The organism is Rhodococcus sp. JS3073 (assembly GCF_026810085.1).
Classification (GTDB): Bacteria; Actinomycetota; Actinomycetes; order Mycobacteriales; family Mycobacteriaceae; genus Rhodococcus_F; species Rhodococcus_F wratislaviensis.
Genome location: NZ_CP113951.1, coordinates 6,329,899 through 6,349,985 on the forward strand (window position 1 = coordinate 6,329,899; position 20,087 = coordinate 6,349,985).

Annotated in this window: 23 protein-coding genes and 4 tRNA genes; 20 read left to right on the top strand and 7 right to left on the bottom strand. The window is 67.2% G+C overall.

The window, feature by feature from the left end; genetic code table 11:
* The first annotated feature begins 1 nt into the window (after nucleotide 1).
* On the top strand, nucleotides 2-1,003 hold the full coding sequence (locus OYT95_RS28685) for an o-succinylbenzoate synthase (RefSeq protein WP_128641578.1): 1,002 nt from the start codon (nucleotides 2-4) through the stop codon (nucleotides 1,001-1,003).
* A 45-nt stretch (nucleotides 1,004-1,048) separates the two neighbouring features.
* Nucleotides 1,049-1,495, top strand: coding sequence for a DUF6918 family protein (locus OYT95_RS28690; protein ID WP_005258295.1), 447 nt, complete (start codon nucleotides 1,049-1,051; stop codon nucleotides 1,493-1,495).
* A gap of 54 nt (nucleotides 1,496-1,549) precedes the next feature.
* On the opposite strand, the gene OYT95_RS28695 is transcribed toward OYT95_RS28690, so the two are convergent.
* On the bottom strand, nucleotides 1,550-2,377 hold the full coding sequence (locus tag OYT95_RS28695; protein WP_037233473.1) for a siderophore-interacting protein: 828 nt from the start codon (nucleotides 2,375-2,377) through the stop codon (nucleotides 1,550-1,552).
* A 65-nt stretch (nucleotides 2,378-2,442) separates the two neighbouring features.
* Nucleotides 2,443-3,039, bottom strand: a complete 597-nt coding sequence (locus tag OYT95_RS28700; protein WP_037233476.1) for a flavin reductase family protein — start codon at nucleotides 3,037-3,039, stop codon at nucleotides 2,443-2,445.
* A gap of 93 nt (nucleotides 3,040-3,132) precedes the next feature.
* Here OYT95_RS28700 and menD point away from each other — a divergent pair, with 93 nt between their 5' ends.
* From menD to OYT95_RS28725, 5 genes are all read left to right on the top strand, one after another.
* Nucleotides 3,133-4,758, top strand: a complete 1,626-nt coding sequence (gene menD / locus OYT95_RS28705; RefSeq protein ID WP_037233479.1) for a 2-succinyl-5-enolpyruvyl-6-hydroxy-3-cyclohexene-1-carboxylic-acid synthase — start codon at nucleotides 3,133-3,135, stop codon at nucleotides 4,756-4,758.
* Nucleotides 4,755-5,195, top strand: a complete 441-nt coding sequence (locus OYT95_RS28710) for a DUF3592 domain-containing protein (protein ID WP_112301795.1) — start codon at nucleotides 4,755-4,757, stop codon at nucleotides 5,193-5,195. Before menD ends, OYT95_RS28710 begins: the two co-directional genes overlap by 4 nt.
* Nucleotides 5,196-5,267: 72 nt before the next feature.
* Nucleotides 5,268-6,413 carry a glycosyltransferase family 4 protein gene (locus OYT95_RS28715; RefSeq protein ID WP_268789742.1) on the top strand — a complete coding sequence of 382 codons (1,146 nt, stop codon included), beginning with the start codon at nucleotides 5,268-5,270 and terminating at the stop codon, nucleotides 6,411-6,413.
* Between the two features lie 55 nt (nucleotides 6,414-6,468).
* Nucleotides 6,469-7,845: an NAD-dependent succinate-semialdehyde dehydrogenase gene (locus OYT95_RS28720; RefSeq protein ID WP_037233484.1), complete on the top strand. Its 1,377-nt coding sequence runs from the start codon at nucleotides 6,469-6,471 to the stop codon at nucleotides 7,843-7,845.
* A 62-nt stretch (nucleotides 7,846-7,907) separates the two neighbouring features.
* Nucleotides 7,908-8,606 (top strand): demethylmenaquinone methyltransferase, encoded by a 699-nt coding sequence (locus OYT95_RS28725; RefSeq protein ID WP_037233487.1) that lies wholly within the window; start codon nucleotides 7,908-7,910, stop codon nucleotides 8,604-8,606.
* A gap of 3 nt (nucleotides 8,607-8,609) precedes the next feature.
* Here the strand turns inward: OYT95_RS28725 and OYT95_RS28730 are convergent, their stop codons facing one another.
* Entirely contained in the window at nucleotides 8,610-9,872 is a 1,263-nt protein-coding gene (locus tag OYT95_RS28730) for a geranylgeranyl reductase family protein (protein WP_128641582.1), read from the bottom strand.
* Between the two features lie 130 nt (nucleotides 9,873-10,002).
* Between OYT95_RS28730 and OYT95_RS28735 the strand changes: the two genes are divergently transcribed.
* Nucleotides 10,003-11,058: a polyprenyl synthetase family protein gene (locus OYT95_RS28735; protein ID WP_016882791.1), complete on the top strand. Its 1,056-nt coding sequence runs from the start codon at nucleotides 10,003-10,005 to the stop codon at nucleotides 11,056-11,058.
* Nucleotides 11,059-11,246: 188 nt separating this feature from the next.
* Entirely contained in the window at nucleotides 11,247-12,062 is an 816-nt protein-coding gene (gene htpX, locus OYT95_RS28740) for a zinc metalloprotease HtpX (RefSeq protein WP_052033248.1), read from the top strand.
* Between the two features lie 68 nt (nucleotides 12,063-12,130).
* Here the strand turns inward: htpX and OYT95_RS28745 are convergent, their stop codons facing one another.
* Nucleotides 12,131-12,622 carry a YajQ family cyclic di-GMP-binding protein gene (locus OYT95_RS28745; RefSeq protein ID WP_268789743.1) on the bottom strand — a complete coding sequence of 164 codons (492 nt, stop codon included), beginning with the start codon at nucleotides 12,620-12,622 and terminating at the stop codon, nucleotides 12,131-12,133.
* 199 nt (nucleotides 12,623-12,821) lie between these two features.
* Here OYT95_RS28745 and OYT95_RS28750 point away from each other — a divergent pair.
* Nucleotides 12,822-12,904 (top strand) — tRNA-Tyr (locus OYT95_RS28750).
* A gap of 102 nt (nucleotides 12,905-13,006) precedes the next feature.
* Here OYT95_RS28750 and OYT95_RS28755 read toward each other — a convergent pair.
* Nucleotides 13,007-13,312 (bottom strand): hypothetical protein, encoded by a 306-nt coding sequence (locus OYT95_RS28755; protein WP_268789744.1) that lies wholly within the window; start codon nucleotides 13,310-13,312, stop codon nucleotides 13,007-13,009.
* 3 nt (nucleotides 13,313-13,315) lie between these two features.
* Complete coding sequence (locus tag OYT95_RS28760) at nucleotides 13,316-13,561, bottom strand: SAM-dependent methyltransferase (RefSeq protein ID WP_268789745.1); 246 nt, start codon at nucleotides 13,559-13,561, stop codon at nucleotides 13,316-13,318.
* A gap of 290 nt (nucleotides 13,562-13,851) precedes the next feature.
* On the opposite strand from OYT95_RS28760, the gene OYT95_RS28765 reads away from it, so the two are divergent.
* The 10 genes from OYT95_RS28765 to rplA all read left to right on the top strand — a co-directional run bounded on the left by OYT95_RS28765 (nucleotide 13,852) and on the right by rplA (nucleotide 18,326).
* Nucleotides 13,852-13,924, top strand: a tRNA-Thr gene (locus OYT95_RS28765).
* Nucleotides 13,925-13,969: 45 nt separating this feature from the next.
* A tRNA-Met gene (locus OYT95_RS28770) sits at nucleotides 13,970-14,042 on the top strand.
* A gap of 61 nt (nucleotides 14,043-14,103) precedes the next feature.
* Nucleotides 14,104-14,271, top strand: a complete 168-nt coding sequence (rpmG, locus tag OYT95_RS28775; RefSeq protein ID WP_005252089.1) for a 50S ribosomal protein L33 — start codon at nucleotides 14,104-14,106, stop codon at nucleotides 14,269-14,271.
* A gap of 89 nt (nucleotides 14,272-14,360) precedes the next feature.
* Nucleotides 14,361-14,924: a (3R)-hydroxyacyl-ACP dehydratase subunit HadA gene (hadA, locus tag OYT95_RS28780; protein ID WP_009474668.1), complete on the top strand. Its 564-nt coding sequence runs from the start codon at nucleotides 14,361-14,363 to the stop codon at nucleotides 14,922-14,924.
* Nucleotides 14,911-15,336, top strand: coding sequence for a (3R)-hydroxyacyl-ACP dehydratase subunit HadB (hadB, locus tag OYT95_RS28785; protein ID WP_005252091.1), 426 nt, complete (start codon nucleotides 14,911-14,913; stop codon nucleotides 15,334-15,336). The genes hadA and hadB overlap by 14 nt, the downstream gene beginning before the upstream one ends.
* A gap of 184 nt (nucleotides 15,337-15,520) precedes the next feature.
* Nucleotides 15,521-15,593 (top strand) — tRNA-Trp (locus OYT95_RS28790).
* A 31-nt stretch (nucleotides 15,594-15,624) separates the two neighbouring features.
* On the top strand, nucleotides 15,625-16,077 hold the full coding sequence (gene secE, locus OYT95_RS28795; protein ID WP_037233495.1) for a preprotein translocase subunit SecE: 453 nt from the start codon (nucleotides 15,625-15,627) through the stop codon (nucleotides 16,075-16,077).
* A gap of 58 nt (nucleotides 16,078-16,135) precedes the next feature.
* Complete coding sequence (gene nusG, locus OYT95_RS28800; RefSeq protein ID WP_268789746.1) at nucleotides 16,136-16,984, top strand: transcription termination/antitermination protein NusG; 849 nt, start codon at nucleotides 16,136-16,138, stop codon at nucleotides 16,982-16,984.
* A gap of 59 nt (nucleotides 16,985-17,043) precedes the next feature.
* Nucleotides 17,044-17,478, top strand: coding sequence for a 50S ribosomal protein L11 (gene rplK / locus OYT95_RS28805; RefSeq protein ID WP_005252095.1), 435 nt, complete (start codon nucleotides 17,044-17,046; stop codon nucleotides 17,476-17,478).
* 131 nt (nucleotides 17,479-17,609) lie between these two features.
* Nucleotides 17,610-18,326 carry a 50S ribosomal protein L1 gene (gene rplA / locus OYT95_RS28810; RefSeq protein WP_005252097.1) on the top strand — a complete coding sequence of 239 codons (717 nt, stop codon included), beginning with the start codon at nucleotides 17,610-17,612 and terminating at the stop codon, nucleotides 18,324-18,326.
* Between the two features lie 66 nt (nucleotides 18,327-18,392).
* On the opposite strand, the gene OYT95_RS28815 is transcribed toward rplA, so the two are convergent.
* Complete coding sequence (locus tag OYT95_RS28815) at nucleotides 18,393-20,012, bottom strand: MFS transporter (protein WP_268789747.1); 1,620 nt, start codon at nucleotides 20,010-20,012, stop codon at nucleotides 18,393-18,395.
* Between the last annotated feature and the right edge of the window lie 75 nt (nucleotides 20,013-20,087).

The following is a 20,087-nucleotide window of genomic DNA, read 5'->3' on the forward strand; positions in this document are numbered from 1 at the left end:
CGTGACGTCCCTGCCCTCCGTGGAGGAGGTCCTGGCCGACGCCGTCGTGGTGAGTCTGCCCATGCGCGTGCGGTTCCGCGGCATCACGACGCGAGAAGCGTTGCTGCTGCGCGGTCCCGCGGGGTGGGGCGAGTTCGCGCCGTTCCCCGAGTACGCGGACGACGAGGCGGCGCACTGGTTGCAGTCGGCGATCGAGGACGCGTGGCTCGGGCCGCCACCCGCGCTCCGGGAGCGGGTGCCGATCAACGCCACCGTCCCCGCCGTCGACGCCGCCCGGGTGCCCGCGGTCCTCGAGCGCTACCCCGGCGCACGGACCGCGAAAGTGAAAGTGGCCGAACGTGGACAGACCCTCGACGACGACGTCGCGCGGGTGCGGGCGGTCCGCGCACTCGTTCCGAACGTGCGCGTCGACGCGAACGGGGGATGGTCGGTCGACGAGGCCGAGACCGCACTGCGGGCACTGACCGTCGACGGTCCGCTCGAATACGTAGAGCAACCGTGCGCGAGTGTGCCCGAATTGGTGGAGGTCCGCAGGCGGATGCCCGACGTGCGGGTGGCCGCCGACGAGAGCATCCGGCGCGCCGAGGATCCGCTGAAGGTCGTGCGGGCCGGCGGTGCCGACGTGGCCGTCGTGAAGGTCGCCCCGCTCGGGGGGATGCGACGTCTGCTGTCGCTCGCGGACGAGTTGTCTTCGTACGGTGTGCCGGTGGTCGTGTCGAGCGCCTTGGACACCGCTGTCGGCATCGCCGCTGGTGTCGCCGCTGCCGCCGCGCTCCCCGAATTGCAGTTCGCGTGCGGTCTGGGCACCGGGGGCCTCTTCGAGGCGGACGTGGCCCGTCCCCGCGAACCGGTGGACGGCGAGCTCACCGTCGAAGCGGTGGTACCCGACGTCGAACGCGTCACGGCGCTCGCCGCGTCCGCGGAGCGTTCACGCTGGTGGGTCGAGCGGGCGCGCCGGTGCCATGGCCTGCTCGAACAACGCGGAGTCCGGTTTTTCGTATAGTGTCTGGCCGGACCTGATCGCTCAGTCAATACGGAGGCATTGAAAGTGGTTGCAGCTCTGAACGAAACCCTGCTCGACGAGTCGCGCGTTCCTGCGGTCATCGCAGACGTCCAGGCTCTCATCGACGCGGAGGTTTCGGACAAGTCGGGGGCCTCGGGACTGGCACTCAAGGGTGGATACGGCGCCGTCAAGAAGGTGGGACCGTCGATCGTGCCGGACGCCATCGAGGGCCTGCTGCCGGCATTCGTCACCAAGCTCGAGCCGTACTGGCAGGCCTTCACCGCCAGTGGTGAGGCCGGATTCTCCGAGTACCTGGTCGCGCGTGGCGACGAGGTCGCGGACTCGCTCCTCGGGGTGACCGACGAGCGTATCGAGGGCAGCGACCGCGGTGCTGTCAAGAAGGTGTACTCGTCGCTGCGTCCGTCGGCGAAGAAGAATGTGATCGAGGCACTTCCGCGTCTGGGCGCCCTCGTTCAGAAGCACGCCAACTGAGAACCCAGGTGAGTGGCAAAGTGTGCCCCGGCACGCTTTGCCACTCACCTGCGGTCAGTTGGCAGCGTGACCGTGGCGCCAGTACCCCGTGAACGAGATGTCGGCCTTCGGGATGCGGCGCTCGTTGACGAGGTGGCGTCGCAACGCCGTCGTCAGTTCGCTCTCGCCTGCGATGAACGTGTAGGACGGCCCGGCAGGCAGTTCCGCCTGTTTCACCGTGTTCAGCGCGAGTACTCCCGGACGGGCATCGGCGTCCTCGCGCACCAGCCAGTGCACGTTCACGCCGTCGCCCACCGAAACCTCCTGAGCGTCTTCGGCATCGGGAATCTCGACGAACACCTCGGCCCGCAGGTCCCGCGGTGCCGAACGCAGGATCCCCACGATTGCGGGAAGCGCGCTCTCGTCACCGACCAGCAATTGCCACTCGGCGTCCGGCGTCGGGTTGTAGATCAGGCCCTCGTCGAGGATCGCCACCTCGTCACCGGCGGCGGCCGAGTTGGCCCACGCCGACGCGGGACCGAGGTCACCGTGCGACGCGAAGTCGATGTCGATCTCGGTGGTGTCGCCGAACGTTCCCGACCCCGCCACGCGGATCTCGCGGATCGTGTAGTTGCGCACGACCGGCCGGGTGTCCTTGGACATCAGCTTGTACTGGGCGTACCAGAGGTTGCTCGCACTGGTCGGAAGCCGCAGCGTGCTCTGTCCCCGTTGGGGGATGAACATCCGGAACCACTGGTCGAACCCCATCGGGGCGACGGAGTCGAGTTCCTCGCCCGCGATGGTGACGCGGACGAAGTTCGGGCTGATCTGCTTGCCGGCGACGACTCGTGCGGACGCGATCCGGCGACTCTGAGGTTTGACGAACTTGCTGCGTTGAGCCATGGCGTTGGGTGCTCCCCCGAGGAATAGCGGTGCGATTTGTCAGGTAAGCCTAACCAATTGATCGGTTATTCGGGGCGATGCGGGCGGTCGAGCATCACGACCTTCGGCGGCAGACCCCACTCGTTTCGGCCGAGGCGGCTGAGCGGGGCGAGATCCGCGAAGTCCGGGAGTCCGTCGTCGGCGAGCGCCTCGGACCGCACCGCGACCGTGACGACGTCGCCCATCACCACGAACGAATCACCGACAGGTATCACCTGGTGCAGGGTGCATTCGATGGCGACCGGCGAACCCGCGACCCGGACGGGACGAACCCGCTCGCTGGGCTCGGTGTCGATGCCCAGCGCAGCGAACTCGTCGACATTGCTGTCGTACGTGGCGGAACTGGCGTTGACCGTCGACATCAGCGGCTCCGTCGCCAGGTTGATCACGAACTCTCCCGTCGCCTCGATGTTGCGGAGGCTGTCCTTGCGGGTGACCGAGGTGAACTGCACCACCGGCGGGCGGGTGCTGGACACCGAGAAGAAGCTGTACGGGGCCAGGTTGGCCACCCCGTCCGCCGAGACCGTGGACACCCATGCGATCGGCCGGGGCACGATCGAAGCGGTCAGCACCTGGTACATGCGGTGCGGGGGAAGCTCGGCGGGATCGAAGACAGTGCGCATGCGTCCATGGTGTCAGCGCCCGCGATGTGGCCGTGAACTCACCCGGCGAGGTCGCCGGACGGACTTGCCGGAGTATCTGACACTCTTGATGTCGTGAACCCGTCCACTGCACAAGCCACCGCGGTCGTCGACGAACTGGTCCGCGGGGGAGTACGCGAGGTCGTGCTCTGCCCGGGTTCGCGCAACGCGCCGCTGGCGTTCGCCCTGCAGGCCGCCGATCTCGAGGGCCGGCTGCGTCTGCACATGCGCATCGACGAACGCACCGCCGGATTCCTCGCGCTCGGCCTGGCCGTGGCCGGCAAGCGCCCCGTCCCGATCGTCATGACGTCCGGCACCGCGGTCGCCAATCTCGGACCCGCGGTCCTCGAGGCGAACTACGCCCGGGTGCCGCTCGTGGTGCTCAGCGCCAACCGCCCGTACGAGATGCTCGGCACGGGCGCCAACCAGACCATCGAGCAACTCGGACTGTTCGGCAGCCAGGTCCGCGCGACCATCAGCCTGGGCCTGGCCGAGGACGACGCCGGGCAGAACAGCCAGTGGCGTTCGGCCGTGTGCCGGGTCCTCGCCGCCGCGCGCGGCACGAGGTCCGGCAACGCCGGTCCCGTGCACTTCGACATCCCGCTCCGGGAACCGCTCGTTCCCGACGTCCACGCGCAGGGCCCGGTCCCGCAGGGACGACCGGGTGGCGCGGCGTGGACCACCACCCAGCACGCGACGCTCGATGTGCCGATGGACCTCGACCTCACCCCCGACACCATCGTGGTCTCCGGGCACGGGTCCGCGCTGCGGCCGGAACTTGCCGGACTTCCGACGGTCGCCGAGCCGACCGCGCCTCTGCACGGCATCCCGGTGCATCCGATGGCGCTGCCGCAGCTCAAGCCGCGGCAGGCCGTCATCACTGGGCGCCCCACACTCCACCGGTCCGTGTCGAAGGTTCTGGCCGATCCGGCGGTGGCCGTCTATGCGCTCACCACCGGCCCCCGCTGGCCCGACGTGTCCGGCAACGTGCTGGCCACCGGAACCCGCGCGGTCGTGTCCGGTGAACCCGACCGGGCCTGGATCAACCGGTGCCGCACGCTGTCTGAACACACCGACAAGGCGGTGCGCGCGCAACTCGCCGCCCACCCGAAGGCGACGGGACTGCACGTGGCGGCGGCCGTCATGGACGCCCTGACCGACGGCGACCAGTTGCTGCTCGGGGCGTCCAACCCCGTGCGCGACGCCGCGCTCGTCAGCTATCCGGCGCCGAAGATCCGGGTGCTCTCCAACCGGGGTGTCGCCGGCATCGACGGCACCGTGTCCGCGGCCGTCGGGGCGGCGCTGGCGTACGAGGAGGGGCGCACGGTGGCCCTGCTCGGCGACCTCACGTTCCTGCACGACGCGTCCGGGCTGCTCATCGGCTCGGGCGAACCGCGTCCCCGGGACCTGACGATCGTGGTCGCGAACGACGACGGTGGCGGCATCTTCGAATTGCTCGAGCAGGGCGATCCGCAGTACGCCGGGGTGTTCGAACGGGTCTTCGGTACTCCGCACGGGATGGATCTCGCCGCACTCTGCGCCGCGTACCGGGTGGAGCATCACCTGGTGGGTCTGGGTGAGCTGTCGACGCGGCTGAGCGCCCCCGAGGCGCCCGGCGACCGCGGCATCCGGGTGCTCGAGGTGACCACCGAACGTTCCGGGCTGCGCGAACTGCACGCCGCGGTGCGGGCACAACTGTGAATGCGCGAGTGACGCGGCGCGTCCGGCGCGGGGTGCTGGTGGCGGCGATCGGCATCTCGGTCCTGGCCGTGCTCCTCGTGCTGGCCGCCTGGCGCAACGACCACACCATCCAATCCGACCGGGGCGTGGCCACGGCGGAGGTGCTGTCGGCGGGCTCGCTGCGGTCGGCCATCAGCTTCGTCACGCCCGACGGGGTGACGCACAACCCTGAACTCGGCGTGCTGTACCCGACGAAGCTCACGGTGGGTCAGCGCATCGACGTCGAGTACGCGCGCAGCGAACCCGACCTCGTGCGGGTGTCCGGACGCGACGCCAGCGTGGCCGTCGTCCCCGCCGGTTCGCTGATCGTCGTGACGTGGCTGATCGCGGGACCGGTGATCTGGTACCTGCGGCGGCGGGAGAGCCCGGCGGAGGCCCAGCCGGCCGTGTCATCCTGAGTTTCCCGGAACTTCGCGCGACGGTCACGTCGATCTCGCTGCTGTGACCACGAGCACTGCCACGCTGAACGCGTGAGAGTAGCCATCGTCGCGGAATCGTTCCTTCCCAACATGAACGGTGTGACCAACTCGGTGCTGCGGGTCCTCGACCACCTCCAGCGCACCGGACACCAGGCGATGGTCGTCGCCCCGGACACGGTCGGATCGCAGACGTCCGCGCCGACCGAACACGGCGGTGTACCCGTCCACCGGGTCCCTGCGGTGATGGTTCCGAAGGTCAGTTCGCTCCCGGTGGGTCTGCCGCAGCCCGGACTCACCGCCGCGCTGCGGGCGTTCGACCCCGACGTCGTGCACCTGGCGTCGCCCTTCCTGCTCGGGGCCGGCGGGCTCGGCGCGGCGCACCGGCTCGGCGTCCCCACGGTGGCCGTGTACCAGACCGATGTGGCGGGTTTCGCCGAGAGCTACGGCCTCGGCATCACCAGCCGCGCGGCGTGGGCCTGGACGCGTCGCATCCACCGGGGCTGCACCCGCACCCTCGCGCCGTCCACGTCGGCGGTCGAGGCACTCGCCGAGCAGAGGATTCCGCGGGTCCACCGCTGGGCGCGCGGCGTGGAGACCGCTCGATTCGCGCCGTCCCGGCGCAGCACCGGTCTGCGGGACTCCTGGCTGGACGGCTCGGACCGGCTGGTCGTCGGATTCGTGGGCAGGCTCGCGCCCGAGAAGCACGTGGAGCGGCTGGCCGCACTCGCCGGCGACCAGCGGGTCCGGCTGGTGATCGTCGGCGACGGCCCGGAGCGGGCCCGTCTGCGCCGCCTGATGCCCGATGCGGTGTTCACCGGCCAGCTCGGCGGTATGGAGCTCGCCGAGGCCTACGCGAGCCTGGACGTCTTCGTCCACCCGGGCGAGCACGAGACGTTCTGCCAGGCGGTGCAGGAGGCGCTGTCCAGTGGGGTGCCGGTGATCGGACCGGATGCCGGTGGACCGCGCGATCTGGTCGCGCACTGCCGCAACGGCTACCTGCTTCCGGTCGACCGGTTCGGCGAACTGTTGCCGAGCGCAGTCGAGGCACTGAGCGACCGCCGCATGCGGGCCCGCTTCGGGGAGGCCGCCCGGCAGTCGGTGCTGCACCGCACGTGGCCCGCGATCTGCGACGAACTACTGGGCCACTACACGGCGGTCACCGGCGGGCACGGCGCCCGCGAATCGCGAGCGGCCTGACCACCGGATCGGTCGCCGCGGGAACTTGCAGGGGGCGTCTCGTCGTTGCCCAGGTATGGCCAAGTACAAGACTGTCAATCCCGCGACCGGTGAAACCGTCCGGGAATTCACGACCTTGGACGATGCAGGAGTGGAGGCGGCGCTCTCCCGCGCCCACAGCGGATATCTCGACTGGCGGACGACCCCCGCCGAGGAACGCGCCCGGATTCTGGGCCGGACTGCCGATCTCTACGCGGAGCGCGAGGACGAACTGGCGCGGATGATCGCCCTCGAGATGGGCAAACCCGTCCGGGAGGCCAAAGGCGAAGTCAAGCTCTCCTCGGCGATCTACCGCTACTACGCGGACAACGGTCCCGCGCTGCTCGAGGCGGAACGGCTCGACGTGCCGGGCGCGGACGAATCCGTGGTCTACCGCAGGCCGATCGGTGCGCTCGTCGGCGTGATGCCGTGGAACTACCCGTACTACCAGGTGGCCCGCTTCGCGGCGCCGAACCTCATGCTCGGCAACACCGTGCTGCTCAAGCACGCCCCGAACTGTCCGCAGTCGGCGCTGCTGATGGAGGAGATCTTCCGGCAGGCCGGTCTCCCCGAGGACGCGTACATCAACGTGTTCGCCACCAACGAGCAGATCGCCGACATGATCGCGGATCCGCGTGTTCAGGGTGTCTCTCTCACCGGCAGTGAGCGGGCCGGGACCAGTGTCGCCGAGACGGCGGGCCGCAACCTCAAGAAGGTGGTGCTCGAACTCGGCGGGTCCGACGTGTTCGTCGTCCTCGACACCAACGACATGGACGCCACGGTCAAGACCGCCACCCGTGCCCGCCTGTCCAACGCGGGCCAGGCCTGCAACTCGCCCAAACGTTTCATCGTGACCGAGCCGAACTACGACGAGTTCGTCTCGAAGCTCGCCGAGTCGTTCAAGGCCACACCGACCGGCGATCCGCTCGACGCGAAGACCGTCCTCGGGCCGCTGTCCTCGCAGAGTGCCGCGGATTCGCTGATCGAGCAGATCGAGGACGCCATCGCCAAGGGCGCGACGCTCCTCGCCGGCGGGAAGAAGATCGACGGTCCCGGCTCATACGTCGAACCGACGCTCCTCGTCGACGTGACCCCCGAGATGCGGGCGTACAGCGAGGAACTGTTCGGGCCGGTCGGCGTCGTCTACAAGGTCGCCACCGCCGACGAAGCCGTGGAACTCGCCAACTCCTCCTCCTACGGTCTCAGCGGTTCGGTGTGGAGCACCGACCTCGACGGGGCACGTGAGGTCGCCGACCGGCTCGACGTCGGCATGGCCTTCGTCAACGAACACGGCACGACGCTTCCCGGGTTGCCGTTCGGCGGCGTCAAGCGCTCCGGCGTCGGCCGCGAACTCGGTCCGTGGGGGATGGACGAATTCGTCAACAAGAAGCTGGTGCGGGTCTCCAAGAAGTGACCGCCTCGCCACCACGCCCGGCGCCGACATCGGCGCCGGGCGCGGTTGGTAGCGTTTCGGGCGTGGCAACTACACACGGTTCGCGGGCGTCGCTCGAAAAGGATCCGCACGAGGTCGCGTCGATGTTCGACGGCGTCGCGAAGCGCTACGACCTCACCAACACGATCCTGTCGTTCGGTCAGGATCGCAGCTGGCGCAAGGCGACGCGCTCGGCCCTGGCACTGAAGCCGGGCGAGCGCGTTCTCGACCTCGCGGCGGGGACCGGAGTGTCGACCGTCGAACTCGGACGGTCGGGTGCGTGGTGTGTGGCCACCGATTTCTCCAAGGGGATGCTGCAGGCCGGCAGCGGACGCGACGTCCCGATGGTCGCGGGCGACGCGATGCACCTGCCCTACGCCGACGCCGTGTTCGACGCCGCGACGATCTCCTTCGGGCTGCGCAACGTCTCCGACTTCGACGCCGGTCTCCGCGAGATCGCCCGCGTCACCAAGCCCGGCGGGCGTCTCGTCGTGAGCGAGTTCTCGACCCCGGTGTTCGGGCCGTTCCGCACCGTCTACATGGAGTACCTGATGAAGGCGCTGCCGCGGGTCGCGCGCGCCGTCAGCAGCAACCCCGACGCCTACGTGTACCTCGCGGAGTCCATCCGCGCCTGGCCGACCCAGCAGGAACTCGCGCTGCGCATCGAGGCGGCCGGATGGCGGAACGTGCAGTGGCGCAACCTCACCGGCGGCGTGGTTGCCCTGCACCGCGCCACCCGCTGAACGTCAGCCGAACAGCGGTCGCGAGTCGACCTTCTGCGACAGCAGACCGGACGCCCGCCACGCGCGGGCGGTGAGGTCGCTGTCCTCCTCGGTGACGAGGTTGCCCATGACCCGGACCGCGACGGTCATCAGTGCCCGGGACCGCATCGCCACCGGACCGGACGCGGGCAGAACCCGGGGGACGGTCAGCAGCCCGGCGAGTCGCCGCGCCACGGAGAACGCCCGGCCGTACCGCTCCCGGAGGATCGCGGGCCACAGCTCCGTCAGGTCGTCGGCGTCGAGGATCTCCGCAACCAGGCGCCCGCCTTCGAGCCCGTAATCGATGCCCTCGCCGTTCAGCGGATTCACGCACGCCGCCGCGTCGCCGATGATCGCCCAGTTCCGGCCCGCGATGTGCGACACCGCACCGCCCATCGGCAGCAGCGCCGACGCGACCGCGCGCAGCTCGCCGTCCCAGTTCCATTCGTCGCGGCGTTGCGCCGTGTACAGGTCGAGCAGCGGTCGCAGCGCACCCGGGGCCGGACGTTTGGCGGTGGCGAGGGTGCCGACGCCGATGTTCACCTCTCCGGTGCCGAGGGGGAACACCCAGCCGTAGCCCGACTGCAGCGTCCCCGCTCCGTCCCGCAGTTCGAGGTGCGAGGTGATCCACGGGTCGGCGCTGCGGTCGGTGGCGATGTAGGCGCGGGCGGCCACACCGTAGGCCGTGTCCCGGTGCCATTCCCGACCCAGTTGCTTGCCCAGCGTGGACCGGACGCCGTCGGCGACGATCAGCGTCCGGCAGCCGATGGTGTGGGTTCCGTCGGACGTCTTCAGCGTCACTGCCGTCACCCGATCGCCGTCCCGTTCCACGCCGATCGCCTTGGCGCCCTGCACCATGACGGCCCCCGCGTCGACGGCGGTGGCACGGATCCTGTCGTCCAGCTCGGTGCGGGCCACCGCGCTGCCGACGGCCGGGAACGACCTGCCCGGCCACTCGAGCTCGAGCTCGTGACCGAACCCACTGAGCCTCAGCCCGCGGTTGGTCCCCTTCGACCGCACCCAGTCGCCGAGACCGAGATGGTCGAGCTCGGCGACGGCACGCGGGGTGAGTCCGTCGCCACACGTCTTGTCGCGGGGAAACACCGCCGCGTCGGCGAGGACGACGTCACGTCCCGCGCGTGCCGCCCACGCGGCAGCCGAGGAACCGGCCGGACCAGCACCGATGACCAGGACATCGGTGGCGGTGGGAAGCGGGGATCCCGCGGGCGACTGTTCTGCTGCGACCACACCTACATCCTGTCAGGCTTCGCTATGCGACCGCGGCGAGGCCGACGGGCAGCGGAACCGCTAGGTTCACTACCGTGGTAGCCGAGCCGCCACCGACGGCGCGGGTCCCGCGCCGTCACTGACGACAGGAATGGGTACTGAGAACGTGAGCACCGAGGGCGCAGCACACACCGCTGCCGACGCTGTAGTGGGCACTACGGTCGCCGGGATCGATCTCGGCGACCCGCAGCTCGCTGCCACGGTCCGTGAAGGACTGAAGCAAGTCGAGGAACTGCTGGTCAGTGAGCTCTCCGACGGGGAGGACTTCCTCACGGAGGCGGCGTTGCATCTCGCGAAGGCGGGAGGCAAGCGTTTCCGCCCGCTGTTCACGGTGCTCACCGCCCAGCTCGGACCGAAGGCCTCCGACCCGTCGGTGGTCACCGCGGCCACCGTCGTCGAGCTGGTCCACCTCGCCACGCTCTACCACGACGACGTGATGGACGAGGCGTCCATGCGCCGCGGTGCGCCCAGCGCGAACTCGCGGTGGGGCAACAGTGTTGCGATCCTCGCCGGCGACTATCTGTTCGCGCACGCGTCCCGTCTCGTCTCGACGCTGGGACCCGAGGCGGTGCGCATCATCGCCGAGACGTTCGCCGAACTCGTCACCGGCCAGATGCGCGAGACGATCGGGCTTCGCGGCGAGCAGGATCCGGTCGAGCACTACCTCAAGGTCGTGTGGGAGAAGACGGGCTCGCTCATCGCGGCGTGCGGACGCTTCGGCGGCACCTTCTCCGGTGCGGACGCCGACCACGTGAAGCGGCTCGAACGCCTCGGCGACGCCGTGGGCACCGCATTCCAGATCTCCGACGACATCATCGACATCTCCTCGGTGTCCGCCCAGTCCGGCAAGACACCCGGAACCGACCTGCGTGAAGGCGTCCACACGCTGCCCGTCCTGTACGCGCTGCGCGACGAGGGACCCGACGCCGATCGTCTCCGGGTTCTCCTCGACGGTCCCGTCACCAACGACGACGACGTCGCGGAGGCGCTCGCGCTCCTCGAACGGTCACCCGGCATGGCCGCCGCCAAGGCGAAGCTGGAGGAGTTCGCGGTCCAGGCACGCGCGCAGCTCGCCGAACTGCCGCAGGGCCCCGCCAACGACGCCCTCGTGAAGCTCGTCGATTACACGATCGAGCGCGTCGGCTGAGCCGTATCGTCAGTACCTGAACTCGTCTTCACCCGATTCTCGTCGTCCGAGCGGGAACCGTCCCGCCGCCGTGTTTCGTTGAATGATCAAGATCCCGAAACTCGGGCGACGTGATCGGGTGACAACGACAAGGAAGGCGTGACGTGCGCTACGCAAACGGGGCGAAGACTCTGGTTCTGTTGGTCGGCATGTCGGCGCTGATCGTGTTCATCGGTGCGTTGTTCCGCAACCCCACCATCCTGCTGCTGGCGATCGTGTTCGCGGTCGGAATGAACGCGTACGTGTATTTCAACAGCGACAAGATGGCCCTCAAGGCCATGCACGCCCAGCCGATCACCGAGGTGCAGGCACCGGTCATCTACCGCATCGTCCGGGAACTGGCCACCACCGCGCACCAGCCGATGCCGCGGCTCTACATCAGCCCCACCGCCGCGCCAAACGCGTTCGCCACCGGGCGCAGTCCGCGCCACGCCGCTGTCTGCGTCACGAGCGGCATTCTGCAGATTCTCAACGAACGAGAGTTGCGGGCCGTGCTCGGACACGAGCTGTCGCACGTCTACAACCGCGACATCCTGATTTCCTCCGTCGCCGGCGCCATGGCCGCCGTCGTGTCGGGACTCGCGAACTTCGCCATGTTCGCCAACATGTTCGGCGGACGCGGCGGGGGACAGGGCGCCAACCCGATCGCGCTGCTCCTGGTGTCGCTGCTCGGGCCCATCGCCGCGACCGTCGTCAAACTCGCGGTGTCGCGGTCCCGGGAGTACCAGGCCGACCAGTCGGGCGCAGAGCTCACGGGCGACCCCCTGGCGCTGGCGTCCGCGCTTCGGAAGCTGGAGCAGGGCACTCAGGCCGCGCCGCTGCCGCCGGAGCCTCAGCTGGCCGCGCAGTCGCACCTGATGATCGCCAACCCGTTCCGCACCGGCGAGAAGATGAGCCGGATGTTCTCCACCCACCCGCCGATGGCCGACCGGATCGAGCGGCTCGAGCGGATGGCGGGCATGTAGGCGGCTTCGCCGCCCGTGCGCGGTTGACGAGTGCAGGGACTCGTGAACCGCGCACGGGCGCGGAGCGCCTACCGGTAGTTCACGAACTGCAGCGCGATCCCGAAGTCCTCGCCCTTCAGCAGCGAGATGACGGCCTGCAGGTCGTCGCGCTTCTTGCTGCTCACCCGCAGTTCGTCACCCTGGATCTGTGCCTTGACGCCCTTGGGGCCCTCGTCGCGGATCTTCTTGGTGATCTTCTTGGCGTTCTCCGTGGTGATGCCCTGAACGAGGCTGCCCAACAGCTTGTAGATCTTCCCGGACTGCGCCGGCTCACCCGCGTCGAACGCCTTCAGGGAGATGTCACGCCGGATCAGTTTCTCCTTGAAGACGTCCAGGGCGGCGAGCAGTCGCTCCTCGGTGTCGGCGGTCAGGGTGATGGTTTCCTCGCCGGACCATTCGATCGAGGCGCCCGTGTTCCGGAAGTCGAACCGGGTCGACAGCTCCTTGCCGGCCTGATGCAGGGCGTTGTCCACCTCTTGACGCTCCACCTTGCTCACCACATCGAAGGACGAATCAGCCACTTCACACTCCCGGTTTCGTCTAGTTCTCCCCGCCGCGACCCGGCCGGGGGCTCGCCGAATGCCGGCGAGCAGATTCGACGCTATCGGTTCGCAACCGCCCGTATCCACCCGGTTTGCAAAACGGGGGGCCGTTCGTTGTATTCTTCTTTCCGCAGCGGAGAGCGATTTCGCACAGATTTCGCGCTCCTCGTGCAACCCCGGCAGATTGCCCGAGCGGCCAATGGGAGCGGACTGTAAATCCGTCGGCTTATGCCTACGTAGGTTCGAATCCTACATCTGCCACACACAGAACCCCGGTGAGCGACAGCCCACCGGGGTTCTGTCGTTCGTGGACGAGACCGGGTGCCCGGCCGGCATCCCGGTCTGCCCGCGTGGAGTGGTGTGTCAGCGGTTCATCAGGACGAACACTCCCCACCCGAGGTATTCGCGCTGGTACCTGGCGTGCTGGGCGGGAGCCGCGGCAAGTTCCGCGCGCATGTCGTCGGCCGGCTCGTCGTCGGCGTTGGCGTCGAGCCAACGGCGGATGTCGAGCCACTGCGCAGCGACGTACCGATCCCAGCTGTCCTGGTCGGCCAGAACCATGTCCACGACGTCGCAGCGCAGGTCGCGGAACTGCTCGAGCAGTTCCGGCAGCGGGAGAAGGTCGTCCTTGCGATCGTCGGCGACGTGGCCTGACGCGTCCCCGTGCACGAATCAGGCCCGGTCGGCCACGCCCAGCTCGACGGCCCGCGCGCGGGCGGCGCCGATGAAGGCCGCGCTGATGTCGACCCCGGTGCCGGTGACACCGTGGTCGCGCGCCCAGGTGCACAGCAACTCGCCCTTGCCGCAGGCGAGGTCGAGCACGCGCGTGCCCGGCGACGGGCTGATGGCCTGGCCGAGGATGGCCAGTTTCTCGCTGGTGAACGGATTGCAGACGCGATGGCTGCTCTCGCGGATCAAATGCACCTCTTCGGAAGCGAACGCTTGGACCGGCCGAAGGTACGGCCGCGGGGATCGTCGAGTCCATCGAATTTGGCGTCCGGATGTCCTGGATGGCCTTCGTCGCAACAGGCTGGGTGGATGTCGGCGGGCTCCCCGAGCTCGATCGCAGGTCTCGAGCATGGCTTGCGCACCCGAACTGTCGGGCGCAGCGACATACGAAAGCCGCTGACCAGGCAATTTGGTTCTGGACGCGAACTCTGTGTAATCTCGTCAAGGCTTCAGCGCGCAGCGATGTGCGAGCGAAGCACGCCCCCTTAGCTCAGTCGGCAGAGCGTTTCCATGGTAAGGAAAAGGTCAACGGTTCGATTCCGTTAGGGGGCTCGCTGGATTGAAGTGGAGCGCCCAGTGCGCGACACTCGACACCGAGGCGGTGTAGCTCAGTTGGTAGAGCAAACGACTCATAATCGTTGCGTCGCCGGTTCAAGTCCGGTCACCGCTACACAATATGCATGATCCACCCTGATTGTTCGTAATCAGATTCACCCGAAAGAAGGCATCCCGTGGCCTCCTCGACTGACGTTCGGCCCAAGATCACTTTGGCCTGCGAGGTATGCAAGCACCGCAACTACATCACCAAGAAGAATCGGCGCAACGACCCCGATCGCCTGGAGATCAAGAAGTTCTGCCCGAACTGCGGAACTCACCAGTCGCATCGCGAGTCCAAGTAACACGGTCCGGAACTAGGACTGCGTTCGCGAAGGGAGTCCTCTAGGCTGCCCTCACGCGCTGACGTCAAGGGTAGAAGAGGTTCTTTCGCGTGACTGACACTGTGACAGAGACAGAGGCATACGTGCCCGAGGCTGTTCCTGCTGATCCTGCCGCGCACGCACTGGCAATGGTCGGGCACCACTACCGCGTCGACGACTTCTACGAGGTCGGACGCGAGAAGGTGCGCGAGTACGCGCGTGCCGTGCAGGACTGGCACCCCGCTCACCACGACGAGGAAGCCGCGAAGGGCCTCGGCTACGACGGTCTCCTTGCTCCTCTGACGTTCATCTCGCTCGTCGGCATCATCGCCCAGGGGCGTCTCTTCAAGGAGATCGTCACGGGTTACGACCCGAGCCAGATTCTCCAGACCGACCAGCGGCTCGAGTTCCACAAGCCGATCAAGGTCGGCGACCGTCTGGTCTGTGACGTGTACCTGGAGTCGTTCCGTCAGATGGGCGGCAGCGACATCATCGTCACCAAGAACATCGTCACCGATCAGTACGACGAACTGGTCCAGACCACGTGGACGACGCTCGTCGCGCGCACCGGTGGCGAGGTCGACGAGAACATCGCTCACGCAGTCAAGGACGTGATCATGCATGGCGCTTCGTAAGTTCGAGGACGTCTCGGTGGGTGAAGAACTCCCCGAGCGCATCGTGAAGCTCACGCGTGGCGACCTGGTCAACTACGCGGGCGTGTCCGGCGATCCCAACCCGATCCACTGGAGCGACGAGGTCGTCAAGCTCGCCGGTCTGGACAACGTGATCGCGCACGGAATGCTCACCATGGGTCTCGGCGGCGGTTTCGTCACGTCGTGGCTCGGCGATCCGGGTGCCGTCAAGGAATACAACGTTCGTTTCACGAGCTCGGTCTACGTCCGTGAGGACGAGGCCGCGCAGGTCGAGTACACCGGTAAGGTGAAGTCGCTCGACGAGGAAAGCAAGACAGCAGTAGTCGCGATCGTGGCGCGCTCCGAGGGAAAGAAGATCTTCGGTCGCGCCACCGCAACGGTCCGTCTGGCCTGACAGCCGGGTGGATTGGGTTTGTTCCGGGGCTTTGAAGTACACTGAGATTTCTGGGATTACTCAGCGCTGCGCGCTGCCCTACGGTGCTGTATGGCCGGCAAGGGTGGCGCGCGTGTCATGTAATCACAGAGAGGTCGGTCAAGAATTGGTCCGAGGCTAGTTTCGGATCAGGTCTCCCGACCAAAGGGGCGTAGCTCAACTGGCAGAGCAGCGGTCTCCAAAACCGCAGGTTGCAGGTTCAAGTCCTGTCGCCCCTGCCCCCGGATGCCAGCGACTGAGAGGAACGACGTGAGCGAGGAGCGCGCCAAGCGCGACGGCGACACTTCAGGGTCGACGCGCCCGGACGGTGCCGACGACACCGCGGCCGACGCCACCACCACGCGTTCCGCCACTCCCTCGGGAAAGCCCAGCGGTAAGCGCCAGGGCCGTCGTTCTCCGGCAGGTACCGAGGTCGCCGCAAGTTCCGTGAAGTCACCGGAACTGTCGAAGTCGGACACGACCACCAAGGTCAAGCCGGCGAAGAAGGATCGCGCCGACAAGCCGCGCAAGGAAAACATCTTCAAGCGCCTGCGCCGGTTCCTCCGCGAGGTCATCGCCGAGCTGCGCAAGGTCATCTGGCCCAATCGCAAGCAGATGATCACCTACACCAGCGTCGTCCTGGTCTTCGTGGTGTTCATGGTGACGTTCATCGGCGTGTTGGATCTGGTGGTCATCAAGGGCGTCACCTGGTTGTTCGGTTGACGGAATCCGCCCCGGTGGATCCGAAGTATGTGAGTGACGAGAGGAAGCGAGTGCCCCAGTGAGCACCCCCGAGAACGACACGAATGAGGCTTTGGCCGAAGAGCGTGTTTCTGCCGAGGCGGCAGCCGAAGTGGATGTCGAGGCTGCCGAGGAGGGCACCGAAGCCGCGGAAATCGTCGGTGACGACGTTGCCGAGGACGCCCCGGCCGACGAGATCGTCGCGGACGAGGCGCCCGCCGACGAGGCTGTAGCTGCCGAAGAGGCTGTAGCTGCCGAAGAGCCCGAGGATCCCGTTGCGGAACTCAAGGCCGCTCTGCGTCGCGCACCCGGTGACTGGTACGTCATTCACTCCTACGCGGGCTACGAGAACAAGGTCAAGGCCAACCTCGAGACCCGTGTTCAGAACCTCGACGTCGGCGACTACATCTTCCAGGTGGAAGTTCCCACCGAAGAGGTCACCGAGATCAAGAACGGACAGCGCAAGCAGGTCAACCGCAAGGTTCTGCCCGGCTACATCCTGGTCCGTATGGATCTGAACGACGAGTCCTGGGGAGCGGTGCGCAACACGCCCGGCGTCACCGGATTCGTCGGTGCGACGTCGCGTCCGTCCCCGCTGACCCTCAACGAGGTCATCAAGTTCCTGCTTCCGCAGCAGGAGCAGAAGAAGCAGGCTGCCGCGGCGACCGTCTCGGCGGGGGAGACCGGCGGAGAGAGCTTCGCGAAGCCGCTCATCGAGGTCGACTTCGAGGTCGGCGAGTCGGTCACCGTCATGGACGGCCCGTTCGCCACGCTGCCCGCCAGCATCAGTGAGGTCAACGCCGAGCAGCAGAAGCTCAAGGTCCTGGTCTCGATCTTCGGTCGTGAGACCCCGGTCGAGTTGTCCTTCACGCAGGTCGCGAAGATCTAGCGCCACATACTTGCACTGCAGTAGCAAGAAACACACCCAGCAAGAATTAGGAAATCGAGATGCCCCCCAAGAAGAAGAAGCTCGCAGGGCTCATCAAGCTTCAGATCCAGGCCGGTCAGGCTAACCCTGCACCGCCCGTGGGTCCCGCGCTTGGTCAGCACGGCGTGAACATCATGGAGTTCTGCAAGGCCTACAACGCGGCGACTGAGTCCCAGCGCGGCAACGTGGTGCCGGTCGAGATCTCGGTCTACGAAGACCGGACCTTCGATTTCAAGCTGAAGACCCCTCCGGCTGCCAAGCTGCTGCTCAAGGCTGCAGGCGTGCAGAAGGGCTCCGGCGAGCCGCACAAGACCAAGGTTGCTTCCGTGACCATGGATCAGGTGCGCGAAATCGCGAAGACCAAGCAGGAAGACCTCAACGCGAACGACATCGAGCAGGCCGCGAAGATCATCGCCGGCACCGCACGCTCGATGGGTATCACGGTCGACGGCTGAGTCAGCCCTGATCGATCGACGGCACCGCCGTCGAAGAAAGCGTGGGAGGGCCGGCCAGGCCCAGACCACTACTGAACCATTCACCATCGCAGACAAGACACACACTGCGGTGAGAAGTTAGGACAGAAGAAATGGCAAAGCGCAGCAAGGCGTATCTCGCCGCCGCTGAGAAGATCGACTTCGACAAGCTGTACAGCCCACTGCAGGCTGCGAAGCTGGCGAAGGAGACGTCGTCGAGCAAGATGGACGCGACCGTCGAGGTTGCAGTCCGTCTGGGCGTCGACCCCCGCAAGGCGGACCAGATGGTCCGCGGCACGGTCAACCTGCCGCACGGCACCGGTAAGACCGCCCGCGTCATCGTGTTCGCAGTCGGAGAGAAGGCCGCCGAGGCCGAGGCAGCTGGAGCCGACGCCGTCGGCGCCGAGGACCTCATCGAGCGGATCCAGGGTGGATGGCTCGATTTCGACGCCGCCATCGCGACTCCCGATCAGATGGCCAAGGTCGGCCGCATCGCCCGCGTCCTCGGACCGCGTGGCCTGATGCCGAACCCGAAGACTGGCACCGTGACGGCTGACGTCACGAAGGCTGTCGCGGACATCAAGGGCGGAAAGATCAACTTCCGCGTCGACAAGCAGGCCAACCTGCACTTCGTGATCGGCAAGGCATCGTTCGACGACGCCAAGCTGGTGGAGAACTACGGCGCCGCGCTGGACGAGATCCTGCGTGCGAAGCCGTCCTCCGCGAAGGGCCGCTACGTCAAGAAGGTCACCGTTTCGACCACCACCGGCCCGGGCATCCCGGTGGACCCGAACCGCACCCGCAACCTTCTCGAGGATGCCGACGCGTAAGTCACGCTTCACACAGTTCGGCCGGTACGGAATTCTTCCGTACCGGCCGAACTGCTTTCTCCGGGATCAGTCTTCGTCGACGGTTCCCGATTCGGAGTTCTTCCGCCACGCCAGCATCACGGAGTCCGTGCGAGCCGGCGCCCAGGGCATGAAGATCGCAACGACGAGCGCGCAGACCACCACGGCGCCCGCCGCGACGAGCGACGCAGTGTGCGACCCCTGCAGGACCGTCGTCTTCATGGTGAGGATGAGATTCTCACGCTGCTGTTCGAGGAATGGCGGGATCTCCCGCTTGCGGATCTCGAGCACACTCAGGACCGTCGCGCGCGCGAAGCCCTTCTCGTCGTCGTTCATCAATGCGGCCGGAATCCGGTCGAGCAGCGGACTCATCGTCGTCGCGTAGTACGACGCGACGATCGATCCGAGCACGGCGACACCGAGCGTTCCTCCGATTTCCCTGGTCGTGTCGTTCACGGCGGAGCCTGCTCCGGCCTCGTCGAGGGGCAGAGACGCCATGATCGACTCGGTCGAAGGCCCCTGCACGATGGCCAAGCCGAGTGCCATCGACACCATCGACGGGAGGACGTCCGTCAAGTAGCTGCTGTCGACGGCCACCTGACCGCCGAGGTACAGGCCGACACCGGTGAGGAGGAGGCCGAACACGATGACCGGGGTCGTCCCGATTCGCTGCGCCAGGAGTGTTGCGACGGGGGCGCCGACCGCCACGGATACCGCGAACGGCAGCGACGCGACACCGAACTCGAACGGCGTGTACTCGCGGACGCCCTGAAAGTACTGCGTGATGAGGAACAGGAAGCCGAACATCGAGAAGTACCCGATGGCGATCGCGAGGGCGGGCAGGGAGAACCTGCGGTTGCGGAACAGCCGCAGGTCGAGGATCGGGTGCTCGGTGCGCAGCTCCCAGAAGACGAATCCGATCAGGACCGCGATCGAGAGGGCGACGGCGCCGACGGTGACGGACGACGTCCACCCGTGGTGAGGGGCTTCGATGATCGCCCACACGAGGACGGTGATTCCGGTGATCGAGGCTGCGATTCCGACGAGGTCCATCCGGCCGATGACGGAGGCGCGCGATTCCGGCACCAGGAGCAGCGTCGCTGCTGCCGCGACCACGGCGATCGGCACGTTGATCCAGAAGACGGAGTGCCAGCTGAAATGCTCGAGCAGCCACCCGCCTGCCATCGGCCCGATGGCGATCGCGAATCCGGCCATCGCAGTCCAGGCGGCGATGGCCAGGGCACGTTCGCGCACGTCGGTGAAGATGTTGATGACGAGGGCGAGGGTCGCGGGGAAGACTGCAGCCGCGAAGACACCCATCGCCGCGCGGGCCGCGATGACCTGCCCCAGACTCTCGGCGTTGGCGCCGGCGATCGACATGACCGCGACGCCGACCAGACCGATGACCATGACGCGGCGGCGACCGTAGCGGTCGCCGAGGTTGCCGAACGCCAGGAGCAGGCCGGCGAATGTCAGCGTGTAGGCGTCGACGACCCACTGCAGGCCGCTGACACTGGTGCGGAGTTCGACACCGATCGACGGGAGAGCGACGTTGACGATGGTGTTGTCGAGCACGACCAGCAGTTCGGCAAGGCAGATCATGGCGAGCGCGAGGAAGCGGCGTGTCCGGGACCCGGTCACGACGGCCCGGGCTTCGAGGATTGTCATGAGAAAAAGCTAGCCCATATATGTAACGTCGCGTAACAGGTAATTGGATGCGGCTTCAGTCTGTTGAGCCACACC

Excerpts from the sequence above, each read along its gene's own strand:
- hadB (WP_005252091.1), top strand. The coding sequence starts at position 14,911 with ATGGCGCTTCGTAAGTTCGAGGACGTCTCGGTGGGTGAAGAACTCCCC.
- htpX (WP_052033248.1), top strand. The coding sequence starts at position 11,247 with ATGTCGGCGCTGATCGTGTTCATCGGTGCGTTGTTCCGCAACCCCACC.
- rplK (WP_005252095.1), top strand. The coding sequence starts at position 17,044 with ATGCCCCCCAAGAAGAAGAAGCTCGCAGGGCTCATCAAGCTTCAGATC.
- rplA (WP_005252097.1), top strand. The coding sequence starts at position 17,610 with ATGGCAAAGCGCAGCAAGGCGTATCTCGCCGCCGCTGAGAAGATCGAC.
- OYT95_RS28720 (WP_037233484.1), top strand. The coding sequence starts at position 6,469 with ATGGCCAAGTACAAGACTGTCAATCCCGCGACCGGTGAAACCGTCCGG.
- OYT95_RS28735 (WP_016882791.1), top strand. The coding sequence starts at position 10,003 with ATGGGTACTGAGAACGTGAGCACCGAGGGCGCAGCACACACCGCTGCC.
- OYT95_RS28700 (WP_037233476.1), bottom strand. The coding sequence starts at position 3,039 with ATGCGCACTGTCTTCGATCCCGCCGAGCTTCCCCCGCACCGCATGTAC.
- OYT95_RS28815 (WP_268789747.1), bottom strand. The coding sequence starts at position 20,012 with ATGACAATCCTCGAAGCCCGGGCCGTCGTGACCGGGTCCCGGACACGC.
- OYT95_RS28695 (WP_037233473.1), bottom strand. The coding sequence starts at position 2,377 with ATGGCTCAACGCAGCAAGTTCGTCAAACCTCAGAGTCGCCGGATCGCG.